Source organism: Desulfobulbus oralis, assembly GCF_002952055.1.
GTDB classification, from domain to species: Bacteria; Desulfobacterota; Desulfobulbia; order Desulfobulbales; family Desulfobulbaceae; genus Desulfobulbus; species Desulfobulbus oralis.
The window spans coordinates 1,551,993-1,567,868 of sequence record NZ_CP021255.1 but is presented as its reverse complement, the minus strand read 5'-3'; the positions used below and the strand labels follow the sequence as shown (position 1 = coordinate 1,567,868).

The 15,876-nt window shown below is 56.4% G+C and carries 6 protein-coding genes; 5 read left to right on the top strand and 1 reads right to left on the bottom strand.

Going from position 1 to position 15,876, the window contains the following annotated elements:
• The 5 genes from CAY53_RS06925 to CAY53_RS06885 all read left to right on the top strand — a co-directional run bounded on the left by CAY53_RS06925 (window position 1) and on the right by CAY53_RS06885 (window position 13,474).
• Window positions 1-1,311, top strand: a complete 1,311-nt coding sequence (locus CAY53_RS06925) for an ABC transporter ATP-binding protein (protein ID WP_104936504.1) — start codon at window positions 1-3, stop codon at window positions 1,309-1,311.
• Between the two features lie 30 nt (window positions 1,312-1,341).
• A complete protein-coding gene (locus CAY53_RS12630) occupies window positions 1,342-6,561 on the top strand; it encodes a glycosyltransferase (protein WP_146106442.1) in 5,220 nt (1,739 codons plus the stop codon).
• Window positions 6,562-6,733: 172 nt separating this feature from the next.
• Window positions 6,734-10,489, top strand: coding sequence for an ATP-dependent RNA helicase HrpA (hrpA, locus tag CAY53_RS06895; protein ID WP_342752451.1), 3,756 nt, complete (start codon window positions 6,734-6,736; stop codon window positions 10,487-10,489).
• A 107-nt stretch (window positions 10,490-10,596) separates the two neighbouring features.
• On the top strand, window positions 10,597-11,859 hold the full coding sequence (locus CAY53_RS06890) for an alginate O-acetyltransferase AlgX-related protein (RefSeq protein ID WP_104936499.1): 1,263 nt from the start codon (window positions 10,597-10,599) through the stop codon (window positions 11,857-11,859).
• Between the two features lie 184 nt (window positions 11,860-12,043).
• Entirely contained in the window at window positions 12,044-13,474 is a 1,431-nt protein-coding gene (locus CAY53_RS06885; RefSeq protein WP_104936498.1) for an MBOAT family O-acyltransferase, read from the top strand.
• Window positions 13,475-14,609: 1,135 nt separating this feature from the next.
• Here CAY53_RS06885 and CAY53_RS06875 read toward each other — a convergent pair.
• Window positions 14,610-15,572, bottom strand: coding sequence for a radical SAM protein (locus CAY53_RS06875; RefSeq protein ID WP_245874753.1), 963 nt, complete (start codon window positions 15,570-15,572; stop codon window positions 14,610-14,612).
• Window positions 15,573-15,876: the final 304 nt, after the last annotated feature.

Here is a 15,876-nt window from a genome sequence, read left to right as displayed (position 1 = left end):
ATGGCAGACGATATTATCATAGACGTTGCCCACGTTTCCAAAGAATATCGCCTCTATGCCAGAAGGCGAGACAAGGTGCTGGAGGCCATAGACCCCCGGCATCGATGCCGGCACACTCCTTTCCCCGCCCTGCACGACATTTCCTTTACCGTCTGTCGCGGCGAATCCCTGGGCATCATGGGGGTCAACGGCGCCGGCAAATCGACCCTTCTCAAACTCCTGTGCAGGGTCATTACGCCGACCATGGGCAAGGTGGCGGTCAACGGCCGCATTTCCGCGCTGCTGGAGCTGGGGGCCGGCTTTCACCCGGAGCGCACCGGCTTGGAAAACCTCTATTTTCAGGGCGCAATTCAGGGTTTCAGTCGCAGGGAAACGGAGGCGATGATTCCTGATATCGTGGCCTTTGCCGATATCGGCGATTTCATCAATCAGCCGGTCAAGGTCTATTCCAGCGGCATGTTTATCCGCCTGGCCTTTGCCGCGGCGGTTCAGGTCAAACCGGATATTCTGATCGTAGACGAGGCCTTGAGCGTTGGGGATGCCCGTTTTCAGCGCCGCTGCTTTGCCCGAATCGATGAAATGAGGACAGAGGGCGTGACCTTCCTGTTTGTGAGCCATTCCACAGAGGAAATAGTCAGACAGTGCAACCGCGCCCTGCTGCTGGCCGACGGTGAAATTCTCATGGACGGCCTGCCGCGGGATGTGGCGAACCGGTACCTGGATATTCTGTTTGGCCGTGATCTTGCGGAAGAAGCAGTGGAAAAGGCGGAGATTACGACGCCGCAAGCTATAAGCGCCGATCCCGCCCTGTGTGCCTTTCTGCAAGACAGTTCTGCAGAAGATCGTTTTGCCGCCAACCCGCTCTACAACCCATACGAATACCGCTGGGGCAATGGCGGAGCCAGAATCCTCGACGTTATGCTGAGCTCCACCGGTGATCCCCTGCACATAGTGGCGGGCGATACGCTGACCCTGCATGTCAAGGCGCTTTTCCTGCGCGACTTTTTCCGTCCCATCTGGGGTTGCACCATCAAGACCAAGGACGGCGTCACGGTTTACGGCACCAACTCCGAGATCAATAATGCCCAAAAGGCGGGCAAAGCCGTTACAGCCGGTGCAATGGCCGTCTCCTCCTTTGCCTTCCGCTGCGACCTCGCTCCCGGGGAATACTTCATCTCGCTGGGACTGGCCACCGATGCCGGCGACAATCCGCTGGACAGGCGCTACGATGCTTTGCTGCTCGTGGTGCACGGCCCGACAAACTTTTTTGGCCTGGGCGATCTGCACATGCACATTGAGACAGAATGCTGAAGCAGGCTGTCATCTTTTTTGGAAAACACCATGAACAGTGCCCTGAAAGCTACCCTGAAGCAATACTATCACTTTCATGAAAATACCGGGCTTTGGCAGCCTGCTCAAGCTCCCCCCTTTTCCTACTCCGACGGTGACGACCAGGAAAATGCCCTGCTGCAAACCGTGCGCAGCCTGACGGACAGATCTGTCTTTTCTCCGGAACTTTTTGTGCACCAAAAGGATTGGCCCAGCTTCTACCATCTTTCACCGCAGCGCACCAATCTGCTGCGACCGCTCGCGGCGCACCTGCGCAACGCCCGGGTACTGGAGCTGGGTTGCGGCTGCGGCGCACTTACCCGTTTTCTGGGCGAGGCCAATGCCCTTGAGGTCTGTGCCGTAGAGGGCAGTGCCCGACGTGCCGAAATTACCGCTGCCCGTTGCAGCTCCCTGAACAATGTCGTGGTCATTGCCGACCAGATTCAAAATCTTTCGGAGAAGCTGGGCAAGTTTGATGTGGTCACACTGGTTGGTGTGCTGGAATATGCGGCCGTGTTTGACCAGCGTGACAATGCCGCCCTTGCCCTGCTGCAACAGGCCCGCTCATTCCTGAAGGCAGACGGCTTTTTGGTGCTCGCTTTGGAAAACAAACTGGGCCTCAAGTACTTTGCCGGTGTTCCCGAAGAGCATTTAAATATTGCCTGGGGTGGAATAGCAGGAGCGTACGGCAGGCACACGGCGGAAACCTTCAGCCGAAAGCAACTGCTGCAGATGTTGCAACAGGCGGGTTTTGGCCTGTGCGAGCAATTTATCCCCGCCCCCGACTACAAACTGCCTGTCAGCATCATCACGCCAACAGGCATCGAGGCGGCAGAGAATGGCTGGCATGTCGGCTCCCTGCTGGACTCCAGCCGGCCCTTCGATGTCCCGCCCATATTCAATTTGCCTGAAGCCTGGCGCAGTGTGCTGCAGGCGGGGCTGTTGGCCGAACTGGCGAATTCCATGTGCTTTGTGGCCCATGCGGAACAAAAAGCTCCCCAGTCAGTCTGGGAAAAGGATGTGCTGGCCTTTCACTATGGCGTCCCTCCGCGCAACGAAAAAAGATATGCCAAGTGTGTCCGCTTCAAGCAGGGCAGCAATACGATCCAGGTGTTGCGCAAACGCCTTGAGCCGGAGATGGCCAGCGAAGGCGCCTATCGCTTTTGTCCGACCAGCGAATCCTATATCGAAGGGGAAGAAATTCTCGAACGAGGCCGGCGCGTGGTCAGTCGCCCCGGATGGACGGTGCAGGAGTTCTGTGATGCATTGAAGCCCTGGATGGAGGAGATAAAAAAGAATCTGGATGCAGCAGGGACATTGCCGCCAGGATTTGTTGACGCATCTCCCTTTAATGCGCGGGTAAATCAAGAAGGAACCTTGCAGTTTTTTGATCAGGAATGGCATGCAAGCAGCAGAGTGCCGTTCTTACCAGTTGTTATCAATCACCTGTACTGCACAATTGATAGACTGGGGGGAGTGCGTCAGCCAAATGCATCAGTGCCACTGCTTTATCCCGAGCTTATACTGGCAGTTCTGAAATCTTTTGGCTTTTCTTATTCACTGACTGATTTGCGCAAGGCCTGGGAAAATCCTGATACACTTTGGCCGTATGTTGCAAAAAAGGTACATATATGGACAGAAATACAAAAAGAATTATCTGTTACCCCATCGAAATCTATTGATATTGCTTATGCTCATAAAGAATTGAGCGATAGTGAACTCTCTGTCACGCAGCAGCAATATTTTTATGAAAAAATCAATAATTTTAGATTGAAAGGTGATAGAGATAAATTACAGAAAATCCTAAATAACGTTGCCTGTCGCTATAAAAATATGGGCAGCGTTTCATGGCGTCCATTGCTATCTCCTGAAGGCAAACATGCTGATACCATCAGGTGCCAGGTAAAAACCCTTTTAAATCGTGTCATCAGGAAAAAGAATTCACAATTACAGCAGCTTAAACAATTGCTCCAGGCTATACCCCTTTTTGACCCCCACTTTTATCGTCAGAATGACCCTGCTTTGCAGCTGTCCCGGAGTGATTTAGTAAGCCACTATTTTTTTTATGGGGCAAGCGAAGGACGCAACCCAAACCCCTACTTTTTCACATCCTGGTATTTGGCTGAGTACCCGGATGTAGCTGCGAGTGGGTTGAATCCATTCCTGCATTTTCTTTTATACGGTCTTGCCGAAGGACGTAATCCCAATCCATATTTCTGGACAACCTGGTATCTGGATAAAAATCCACAAGTAAAAAAGCAAGGAATTCATCCGCTTGTTCACTACCAACAACAGGGCTGGCGAGAAGATAGATGGCCAAATCCATACTTTAATCCAACATGGTATGCAGAAACTTATCTTAAAGCGAATGATTTCTGCGAGCCTCTTGCTCATTTCTTGAGTCATTCTGGAGAGTTTTGGTATAATCCCAATCCATATTTCTGGACATCCTGGTATTTGCAAAAATATCCCTGGATTAAAGCTATGAATATGCATCCATTACAATACTATATTGTATATGGTGCTCAGGAAGATACCAGTCCAAATCCATACTTTGATGCAATATGGTATCAACAGCAATACTCAGAAGCGATAAACAACGAGATAGCCTTTACCCATTACCTCGAACATTCCAATTGGAAAAATACCAACCCTAATCCATATTTTGATACTACCTGGTATCTCGAAAAATACCCGGACGTCAAAGAAAATGGACTTGATCCATTGCTTCATTTTCACCTGTTTGGGGCAAAGGAGAATCGTTGTCCAGGTCCACACTTTGATACCTCCTGGTATTTAGATCACTATCCAGATATCAAACAAAGTGGCATTAATCCACTTCTGCATTTTCTTGAATTTGGTCAATTTGAGGGGCGCAACCCAAATCAGAACTTTGATACAGGCTGGTATCTCTCCCACTACCTGGATCAGCTACCTACAAACCTATCACCTTTTCTACACTATCTACAAAAGGGGCAAAAACAGGGTCTTTTGACGCACGATCCAAACCAGCCAGAGCTTACATACTCGGTCATAAACTACCATACATGGTATAAAAATTTTTATGCGTTGAATGACAGCGATCGTTTATTGATACAGAAACAAATTGCTGAATTTTCATATACACCCTGCATTTCTCTTGTAATGACTGTAAATGAATCCAATGCCAATTTTCTCATTGCCGCAATTGAATCAGTCAATAAACAGCTTTATCCGCACTGGGAACTCTGTATTGTCAACGTCACATCAACGGATGGATCTACTGCTGCAATTCTACAAAAATTCAAATCAGAAAATAATCGTATAAAGATCATCCCTTGTTTACAAAAAGAAGATAGGATCCAAGCCGCCAACTCTGCATTGGAGCTGGCCTCAGGTGAATTTGTTGCATTTTTAGGTAAAGATGACCTGCTGACAGAAGATGCGCTGTTCTGGGTGACAGAGGCGCTCAACCGCCACCCGGATGCAAGCCTTATCTACTCCGATGAGGATACAATCGATGAGAACAATGAACTGAAAGAAGCCTACTTCAAAAGTGACTGGGACCCATGGCTGTTTCGTTCCCATAACCTGATTTCCCATCTTGGGGTATACCGCCGAAAAATCCTGATGGATATTGGAGGACTTCGTACTGGTCATGAGGGTTCACAAGATTATGCGCTGGCCACACAGGCAGTTGAGCATATTGAATCGTCACAAATTATCCATATTCCGCGTGTTCTATATCACAGTCGCACAAATAAAAATATTATAAACGAGCAGCCCAAAGGGGTTAGTCAAACATTTACAACAAATACCAACGAGAATCAGCCTCTTGCCTCGATTATTATTCCTACTCGTAACGCTGAAGCAGTGGTACGCCAATGTATTGATAGTATCATACAAAAAACCATATACAAAAATTACGAAATTATCCTGGTCGATAATGGCTCTGATGATAACAATGCCTTGATTTATTTTAAACAATTGGCTGACAAGAAACTTGTTCGTTTATTACGATATGATGGAATATTCAACTATTCTCATATTAACAATATTGCTGTATCTGAAGCTAAAGGAGATATTGTAGTACTTCTCAACAACGATACCGAGATTATTACCAATAACTGGTTATCACAACTGGTATCCCTGGCTTTGTTACCTGGAGTTGGCGCGGTTTCCGCCAAACTTCTCTATCCAAATCGTACGATTCAGCATTCCGGAGTGATCTTGGGTCTGGGCAGATGCGCGGAGCATGTTTATAAAGGTTTGCCAAAGGACAGCAATGGCTATCACGGACAGGCGCAGTTTTTACGCTCCTACTCTGCAGTCACTGGTGCATGTCTGGCTGTACGCAAAGCCGTTTATAAGGAAGTTGGCGGTCTCGACGAAGTTAATTTTGCCGTAGGTTATAATGATGTTGATTTCTGTCTGAAATTACGCGAACATGGTTATACGAATCTGTGTAACCCAGAGGTAGTACTTATTCATCATGAATCGATATCCCGTGGAAAGGACGAAACGCCTGAAAAAATAACTCGTTTCTGGAACGAAATCTCCCTGTTGAAAAAACGCTGGCCTAATGTTTGGTATCATGATCCAGCCTATAATCCAAATCTCACCCTGTCTGAGTCCAACTACAGCCGCGCCCGGATCCCCAGGACCCAGTTGAGCGGCCAACATTGGCCTGCCCCCTTTACACCATTGTGGGCAGCCCCCAAAAGCCCAGGCCTGCGACTTTTACTCGCAGTGCCGGATGGCTCGGAAAGCTGTCGCCTTCTCATGATGGCCCGGCAGCTTGTACAGACAAAACGAATCAGTTCGTATGCTGCAGCTCATGCCAGCAAATTTTTTGAGGTCTCGCCCGAAGCATGTGCTTGGTTCGATGTTGTATGTTTGAGCAGTACATCCGAGCCATTCATGTGGTTTGAACGTGGCATCAAGGGAATGCTACCGTATTTAATTGACATAGAAGATCTGGCACCATTTGAAGCAGCACCTGACCTAGGAAAAGATAATGCGGTATTCCAGAATTTAGTGCATGCGACCTGGTTGACTAGCCCAAACCATGATCTCATTCATGAGCTGGAGACACTCTACGGCTTAAATCTGCAGGCCTACAGCCAGGAAATTATCACTGCTACCCCGGATCCACCGGATTCAGGGCAAACAGCTATCCTGGATGCCTTTTTGCATAGCCTCCTGAAAATCCGAACTGCAGAACCAATTCCGGCCTGTCAGATACAGTTTTAGCAGTCGGGTGCGGGGCTGCCTTGCAGATTGTACCATAGTAAAACCTGCGAAGAGACAGCGGTTGCCGCAAAGTGGTTTAAAACTTCGTGCAACTCACTGTTGGCCCGTAAATTCGACTGAAAATAGTATTGTATATCAGTACTGTACCTTTCCATCTGCAGTGTAAACAGCTTTGTCCGCTTTGGCCTCTGAGCTCCCCATAATGGCCCATCATGACGAGATTGTGGCGGCGATTGCCGGCAATCGATGTCTTGTGCTGATCGGCGACACCGGCTCCGGCAAAACCACCCAGCTCCCCAGGATGTGTCTGGATGCCGGGCGCGGGCAGGCGGGCATGATAGGCTGCACCCAGCCGCGCCGGATTGCCGCACTCTCGGTGGCGGACCGGGTAGCCGAAGAAAGCGGCACAGCTGCGAGGATCGGCTGCAAGATCCGCTTTCACGACCAGACGTCCCGGGACACACTCATCAAATTCATGACCGACGGCGTACTCCTGGCGGAAACCCGCGCAGACCCGGAACTGCTGCAGTACGACACCATTATCCTGGACGAGGCCCATGAGCGCAGTCTGAACATCGATTTTCTCCTGGGCTACCTGAAGCGCCTCCTGGCCCGACGTTCCGATCTCAAGCTCATCATCTCCTCGGCCACCATCGATGCGGAGCGTTTCAGCAGGCATTTTGAAGGCGCGCCGGTCATCGCCATCGAGGGCCGCGGCTTTCCGATCAACACCGAATACTGGGCCGGCGACAGGGGCGAGGAAGCGGAAAATTCCTATGTGGATCAGGCCGTTGCCGCGGTGACCAGCCTCTGTACCCCCACGGCCCCAGGTCCTGACGGCGACATCCTCGTCTTCATGCCCACGGAGCGGGACATCAACGACACCCTGGACAGCCTGAAACACCTGGAGAGCAACCACCTTTTGCTGCCGCTCTTCGGTCGCCTGCCCGCCCAGGCGCAGCGGGCCGTCTTCCGGCCCGCTCAGCGCCGCAAGATCATTGTGGCCACCAATGTGGCGGAAACCTCCATCACCGTGCCGGGCATCCGGGTTGTCGTGGACACCGGTCTGGCCCGGATTACCCGCTACAATCCGAAAAGCGGCACCACCAGCCTGCGGGTCAGCCGCATTTCGCAGGCCAGCTGCGAGCAGCGCCGTGGCCGCTGCGGTCGCGTGGGGCCGGGCCTGTGCATCCGCCTCTACAGCGAAGAGGACTACCAGAGTCGCGAGCCCTTTACCCCACCGGAAATCCAGCGCTCAAATCTGGCCGAGGTCATTCTGCGGATGAGCGACCTGCACCTGGGCCAGCCGGCGGATTTTCCCTTTGTCGACCCGCCGCCGCCCGCGGCGCTGAAGGACGGCTACCGGCTTTTGGACGAACTGGGCGCCTTCGAGGGCACAGGGGACAAACGCCGCCTGAGCCGGCAGGGCCGCTTCATGGCACGGCTGCCGCTCGACCCGCGCATCAGCCGGATCGTGCTGGAGGCCAGCCGCCAGAATGCCCTCCGGGAATGCGTGATTCTGGCCGCCGCACTCTCCATCCAGGATCCGCGGGTGCGGCCGCCGGATCAGGAGGGCAAGGCCGATGCGGCCCAGCAGATTTTCCGCCACAGGCAATCGGACTTTCTGGGCCTTTTGACCATCTGGGATCTCCTGTTCCAGCATGGCGAGCGGCCCAGCAATTCGCAGCTTTCCAGATTCTGCAAGACCCATTTTCTTTCGTGGCAGCGGATGCGGGAGTGGATGGATGTGCAGGAGCAGATTCTGCGCCTCCTGCCCAAAGAACAGCGCCAGCAAGTGAACAGGGAAACGGCCGCATACGAAAACGTGCACAAGGCGCTGGCAAGCGGCTTCCTGCGCAATATCTGCCAGAAAAAGGAGAAAAACGCCTATCTTGCCGCTGGTGGCCGCGAGGTCATGCTGTTCCCGGGTTCCGGCCTGTACAACAGGGGGCCGGACTGGGCCCTGGCCGCTGAATTTGTGGAAACCTCCCAGCTCTTTGCCCGCACTGTGGCGGCCATCCAGCCGGAGTGGCTGGAGCCGCTGGCCGGGTCGCTGTGCAAAAAGAGCTGGTCAGCCCCGCACTGGGAGAAAAAAACGGGCCGGGTGATGGCCCTGGAAAGGGTGACGCTCTTTGGCCTGTGCATAGTGGCGGGCCGGCCCGTGGATTATGGCCGGGTCAGCGCCAAAGCGCAGCTCGAGGCCCAGGAAATATTCATCAGAAGCGCGCTGCTTGAGGGCACTCTGGGCGGCGACTTTCCTTTCCTGGAACACAACCTCGCGTTGCGCCGGCACTTCGAGGAGCTGGAAGACCGGGTACGGCGGCGCGGCATCGTGGTGGACGAAGAAGCCCTCCGTGCCTTTTACGCCAGCCGCCTGGGCGCGGTATGCGACCGCAGCGGTCTGAAACGGCTGATTCGGGATGCCGGTTCGGACGAGTTCCTCCGCATGAGCGAAAGCGACCTGTGCCAGGCCGAACCGGACAGCGACGAGCTGTACCGTTATCCGCCAAGCCTGCGCAGCAATGGCATGACAATTCCCCTGCGCTACCATTTTGCGCCCGGCGCGGAGGACGATGGCGTGAGCGCGCTGGTGTCGCTCCGTCAGGTGCCGGAGCTGAATCCGCAGCCCTTTGAGTGGCTGGTGCCCGGCCTCCTGCCGGACAAGGTGCTGCACCTCTGCAGGCGCCTGCCCAAGGCGCTCCGCCGGCATCTGGTGCCGCTGCCGGAGGCGGTGGAGCGGATTCTGGACAGCCTGAACCTGTATCAGGGCTCACTGTATCAGGAGCTGGAACGGGTGATTTTCAGGCATTATCAGATCGTGGTCGCGCGGAGCGACTGGCAGGCCGACACGCTGCCAATCCACCTCAGGATGCGTTTTGTGGTGCAGGATGAGGCCGGCGAAACGCTGGCCCAGGGCCGCTCGCTGGCCGAGCTCGGCAGGCGCTGTGCGGACAGCGGCCCGCATGTTCCGGAACCGGCCGTGGCCCTGCCCAAGGGCCGGCAGGTGCAGGCCGGCGGACTTGCCGGCATAGAGCCCGTCATGACCATCAAGACCGGCCCGGGCAAGCCGGAACTCCTGGCCTATGCGGGCCTGCGGCCAAAGCCGGCCGGGCCGGTCGAGCTGTACTACACCACGAACCGGGAGGAAAGCCGGGCCAGCATCCGGGCCGCGCTGCACCTGCTTTTGCTGCAGGAGTTTGCCCGGGAAGGCGCGGCGCTCCGCAGGCAGTGCAGGGAACTCATCAGCGCCAGGTCCGCCTCATGGCTGAATCTGGGCGCGGGCCTCAGTGCCACGGCACTGCAGCACCGCCTTTTTGCCTTTGTCCTGGATGCGGTCTTTGCCCTGGACATGTTGAGCCTGCCCACGCAAAGCCAGTTTGACGAGGCAGTGGCACTGGTCAAAAGGGAGGGCCTTTTGAGAAGGGCCGGGCCAGTTCTGGAGCGTGTGGGCACTCTGGTGCAGCAGCGCCGGGCCGTGGTGACGCAGATCGCCGCCTGGGCCGACCGGTCCAGGCAACTGCGCTGCTTCGATACGGCCCGTTTCGCTGAATACCAGAGCGCGGTGGCGCGTATCCTGCCCGCGGATTTTCTGGACAGCCTCACCGCCATCGAGCTGCGGGAACGCGGCCGCTATCTGCAGGCGCTTGCCCTCCGCATCGAGCGGGCCGAACACGATCCCAAAAAGGACGCCCTCAAGGCCCAGCGCCTGAAGGGCCCGGAAGGGCGGCTGGCAGAAGCGGAAAAACTGCTCCGCCATGCCCGGCCATCCAGCCCCTGCCGGAAAATTTTGCAGGAATATGCCGCCTTGGTGGAAGAGTTCCGTATTTCGGTCTTTGCGCCGGAACTCGGCACCAGGGGGCCGGTTTCGGAAAAACGGCTCAGGGAAAAATGGACGGAAGTGGAAAACCTCTGCCAACGGGTCGAATAGGCTCTTTTCGGGTGGCAGGGCCACAGAGGTGCCGGTATAATGCCGCTCTTTGCCGTCTTCACGGATCGCCTGCCATCCTTGCCCCTTTGCTGCATCCCTGAACCCTCATGCCCCTCCATGCCTCATTCCGACTCCTCGGCAAAACGCCGCTTCTGATCGCAGCACTCGTCTGCGTACTGGCATTGCCCGCCCTGGTCGGCAGGATCCACAGCAATGCCGGGGCCATCCGCGCCCAGGAGAACCGCAAGATGGCCACCCTGCCGCCCCTCCTCCTGTTTCGTAACAGTGCACAGGCCTTTATCAGGGCGACCGAAGCCTGGATGAACGACAGCATTGGTTTTCGTCAGCAGGCCAATGCCCTGTACAGAAAATTCCAGCAGAGCTCTTTTCACAAGGCCCCTCAGCCCAATATCACGCTGGGGCTCGACGGCCATGTTTTCCTCAATTCGCCGGATACCTCCAGACCCTTTCTCTTTTTTGACGCCCTCTGCATCAAACAGGGTGATGCCTCGCCGGAACTCTTCCGGCATCTGGATGCTACCATGGCGGCTGCAGGCAACCTGTTCCAGCGTCAGGGCGCAGAGGTCGTCTTTGCCATCGTGCCCTCGCCCCTGACCCTGTACGCCGACAAATTGCCTTTGAACCTACCGGCACGCTACCGGGAGGCCTGCGCGGCCTATCCAGAGAAGGATCATGTGCTGGCCCGCCTGCAGCGTCACGGCGAAAGTACGGGCAGGTACCGAATTTTTTATCCCTATGAACTCTTTGCAAGCCACAAAAACGAAAAGTACTTCTGGCCCAAGGAACGCTTCCACTGGGAAGGCCGCTCGGCCTACCTCTTTGCCCGGCACCTGCTCCGGACCAGCAAGGTCGCAAACACGGTGGCCTTGCATGATCCGGCGGTGTCCGCCCCGGTCGAAGACGATCTCACCGGTTTCTTCGGCTACAGCCGGCCCGTTACAGCCTATGTCTATTCCTATGCCAAGCAGCCTTCCGCCCTGCTTGTCGAACCATGGGCAAAAAAACTCAGCGAGCAGCAGATCCTCACCCATTTCAGGACGAGCCGCAGTCTGAGCGACAAGACCGCACTGATGATCGCCAACTCCTTTGGCGGCATGCTGGCCCCCCATCTGGCCCGGGGCTTCCGGCATTTCTACCGGGTGGATACCAACTGGCTGCAAAGGCAGAAAAACCAGATGGCCGTTTTTGCGGCACTCCGTGAACATATCCAGCCGGATTACGTGTATTTTGTCTTTGATGACCAGAACCTTGAAAGCCTGCCCCGCTGGCTGGACAGCCTGGTGCAGTTGCAGCAAAAAGAACTCCAATCCTCCGTCAGGCAGGAAAGCGGCCACCCTGCCGGACCATGAGACAAGACAGCAGAGATGCGAACAACGAATATGCAGAACCTGAAGACTCCTGAACCACCAGACACAAAAAAGAGGGACGCAGACCTGCTCCGCAGGCTGCCGCTACACCAAGACCAGACCACAGTCGGCACTGCGGCAGCGCAGGCCTGCCCCGACTCCACCATACCGGTCTGAGGCCACAGCGATGCTTTTCCCCTCTGTTGTCTTTCTGGCCTGGTTTGCGCCGCTTTTTCTGTGCGTGTACTTCTTCCTGCCCTGGAAGAACCTCAGCTTTTTCCTGTTCAGCCTCGTCTTTTTCTTCTGGGGCGAGACCAAATACATTGGGGTGCTCCTGGCCTACATCGCGGTCAACTACCTCTTCGGCCTCCTCATCGGCACCAAAAACACGCCTGCCCTGCGCAGAAAATGGGCTCTGGCCATTGGTGTGACCGCCGATCTGGGCATACTCGCCTACTACAAGTACTGGATCTTCCTCCTGCAAACCGTGCTGCCCGATTTCTTCGGCATCAGCGTGGGTGAGTTCCACCACCCCCATCTGCCGCTCGGCATCTCCTACTTCACCTTCCACGGCATTTCCTACCTCGTGGACGTGTACCGGGGGACAGCCACCCGCGCCAAATCCCCCCTGCACGTCGGACTCTATATCGCCATGTTCCCCCACATGGTGGCCGGCCCCATTGTGCGCTATCACACCATTGCCAAGGCGCTGCTCCACCGCAGCTTCACCGTGCGCCGCATCGCCTTCAGCCTCCGCCTCTTTGCCATCGGCATGGCCCAGAAGATGCTGATCGCCAACAGTGTGGCTCCAGTGGCCGACAAGGTCTTTGCCCTGCCGGAAAGCGCCCTGGACGCCCCCACCGCCTGGCTGGGCACCCTGGCCTATACCCTGCAGATCTATTTCGACTTCTGCGGCTACACCTTCATGGCCATTGCCCTGGGGGTCATGCTGGGCTTCCGCCTGCCCCGCAACTTCCGCTATCCCTACTTCAGCCAGTCCATCACCGAATTCTGGCGGCGCTGGCATATTTCCCTCTCCACCTGGTTCCGCGACTACCTCTACATTCCCCTGGGCGGCAACCGCAGAGGCATGGCCCGCACCCTGTTCAATCTGGTCACGGTCTTCCTGCTCTGCGGCCTCTGGCATGGCGCGGCCTATACCTTCATTGCCTGGGGCCTGTTCCATGGCTGCCTTCTGGTCATCGAGCGCATCGGCGGCAGAAAATTGCTGCAGCGCGCCCCGCGGCCGCTCCGCCACGGCTACACCATGCTGGCCGTCATGCTGGCCTGGGTACTGTTCCGCTCCAACGGCCTCCATCAGGCCCTGCAGATCTGGCTGGCCATGTTCGGCTTGAACAATGCGCCAGAGGCAAAAAGCCTCCTTGAACTGGCCAGCAACGAGTCCCTGGTCGCCATGGCCGCCGGGCTGCTCTTTGCCGTGCCCTTTGTGGAACAGAGCGGCAAGCGGCTGTGGCAAAAGGCGGTACAGACTCTGGGACACCCTGCCCGACTGTGCATGAGCGCCACGCAGACGCTTTGGGCGGTTTTGCTGTTTGTCTGCTCGTATATCTGCATCCTTGCGGGTTCCTACAGTCCCTTTCTGTATTTCCGGTTTTAGCCATGTTCCGCACTGCATCCCCGTTCAGGCTGCACGGCCGCGCGCCGCTCCTGATTGCGCTGCTTGTCTGCCTGCTGGCCCTGCCCACTGTGCTTGGCCTGGTGCACAGCAATGCCGCTGCGATTCGCCGGCAGGAAAACCGCCGCATGGCCGTCCGGCCACCCCTGCAGATGTTGCGCAGCAATCCGCAGGCCTTCATCAAAGGTCTTGAGTCCTGGATGAAGGACGGGATCGGCCTCCGGCCCCTGGGCAATACCCTGTACCGGAAATGCCGCTACGCCATCCTGCGGGACCCGCCTCTGCCCAATATCACCCTGGGCCAGGACGGACATATTTTTTTCAACTCGCCCAATTCGAACCCCTACGCCTATTTCAAGGCACTGTGCCTGCAACAGGGGAAACCCGGGCCCGAGCTGGTCCAGCGGCTGGATGCCACCTTTTCCGCGGCCAGCCGGGTCTTTCAGCGCCAGGGTGCCCGGGTCATCTTTGCCATTGCCCCCACCACCCTGCCGCTGTATGCCGACAAACTGCCTCCCAGTGTCCCGCTGGCCCTGCGCCAGGCCTGCATCGCCTATCCGAACCAGGATTTTCTCCTGGCCCGGCTCAAACGACAGGGAGCGGCCACTGGCAGATACCAGGTGTTCTACCCACTGGAGCTTTTTCAGGCCTACAAGGCAGATGCGAACTTTTACCCGCAGAAAAACTATCACTGGGAAGGCAAATCCGTTTATCTCTTCACCCGCCACCTGCTCAAGGCCTGTGGGGCTGTGGACCATCTGCAGCTGGACGACGCCTCCAGGCTCGGCCGCAGCAAGGTCGATATTGCAGGCTTCTTTGGCTTTGTCATCCCGATCCAGGTGTACCTGTATCCATATGCCGGCCAGCCGGCACAGGAGATGCCGGACAGCCTGCTCCAGGACTTTGGCTCTCGGCAGATGCTGTTTCATACCGTCACAGACAACAGCCTGACCGACAGGACCGCTCTTCTGATTGCCAATTCCTTTGGCACCAAGCTCCAGCCCCATCTGGCCAGGGGCTTTCGCCACCTGTATTTCCTGAACACCAATCTGATCCCGGAGCCGGGGCAAGAGCGCACCGCCGTTTTTGCCACGATTGCCCGAATGCTCCGACCGGACTACGTGTTTTTTGTGGTCGACGACTCCAATGTCACCAATCTGCCAGACTGGCTTGGGGGTTTTGGGGAGCTGGACCGCAGTGCCTGCCCGGCTTCGCTGTCAAAGGGCTCGTCTCTGGAAAAATCCGGCCAATAGTTCTCCGCACTGGCCAGTTCCTGCGCAAAACCCGCCACAAAACCCAGCCGCTCCATTTCCGCCAAAACGCTCTGGTATTCGCTGGCCAAAAGCCGCCGGCCAAGCTGTGGGTGCTGCCGCACCGAGGCATTCGGGCAGTACTGCGCCATGAGCGACAGGGAAAGCCCGGGTGAAAGCTCCCGGGCCAGAAAGCGCAGTACCGCCACGCTGTTCGCCGTCTGCCCGGGCAGCACCAGATGGCGCACTATCAGACCGCGCCGGATCAGTCCCTGCTCATCCAGCTGCACCACGCGCCCCATCTGGCGATACATCTCGCGCAGCGCGGCGGCCGCCTTTTCGGGATAATCCGCCGCTCCGGAACAGGCCCTGGCCAGCCCGGCATCCATGTACTTGCAGTCCGGCAGATACACATCCACCAGGCCCTCCAGCAGGCGCAGGGTGGCTACGCTCTCGTAACCACCGGAATTGTAGACAATGACCGGATGGCGGCCACGTTGCCACAGGGCCTCCACCAAGGCCGCCATCTGCGGCACCATGTGTGTGGGGGAGACAAAGCCCAGACGCTCGATACCGGTGTCCAAAAGGCGCATGATACGCTCCAGCGCCGCGTTGAAGTCCAGTGGCCCTCCGGGCAGCTCCGTGTTGTTTCGGGAAATCTGGCTGTTCTGGCAGTACACACACTGCAGATTGCAGTGGCTGAAAAAGACATTGCACATGCCGTCCGGTCCGCTCAGCACCGGTTCCTCGCCCCGGTGCCGGGTGATGGCGGCAATGTGCAGGCCGCCGTCAAGGCCGCAATAGCCCCGCTGGCCGGCAAGGCGATTCACACCACAGCCGCGCGGGCAAAGTTGGCAATGCTGCATCTGAGCATGGAGTGTATGGGCAAGGGTCTTCATAAGGTCTGATGCCGGCTTTTCTCGTGTTCACGAAGGAATCGCTGCCTCCCCCGCAACGGCTGCGGACGAGGCGAAGCGCCATACCGAAAGGCAGCGATCCCGGGCTGCAGTTTCGTCTTCCGGTTTTTTGCCAGGTCTGGGTAAAAATGACAAGCCGGACACCGCGGCCCGCAGCAACAACGCCTGTCCGGTCCAAAGTGTTTTTTCTTGACAGAATGAAACACGTATATTCTTT

What these genes read in the sequence shown, in the direction of transcription:
- CAY53_RS06890 (WP_104936499.1), top strand. Translation starts at nt 10,597, where the DNA reads ATGCCCCTCCATGCCTCATTCCGACTCCTCGGCAAAACGCCGCTTCTG.
- CAY53_RS12630 (WP_146106442.1), top strand. Translation starts at nt 1,342, where the DNA reads ATGAACAGTGCCCTGAAAGCTACCCTGAAGCAATACTATCACTTTCAT.
- CAY53_RS06925 (WP_104936504.1), top strand. Translation starts at nt 1, where the DNA reads ATGGCAGACGATATTATCATAGACGTTGCCCACGTTTCCAAAGAATAT.
- CAY53_RS06885 (WP_104936498.1), top strand. Translation starts at nt 12,044, where the DNA reads ATGCTTTTCCCCTCTGTTGTCTTTCTGGCCTGGTTTGCGCCGCTTTTT.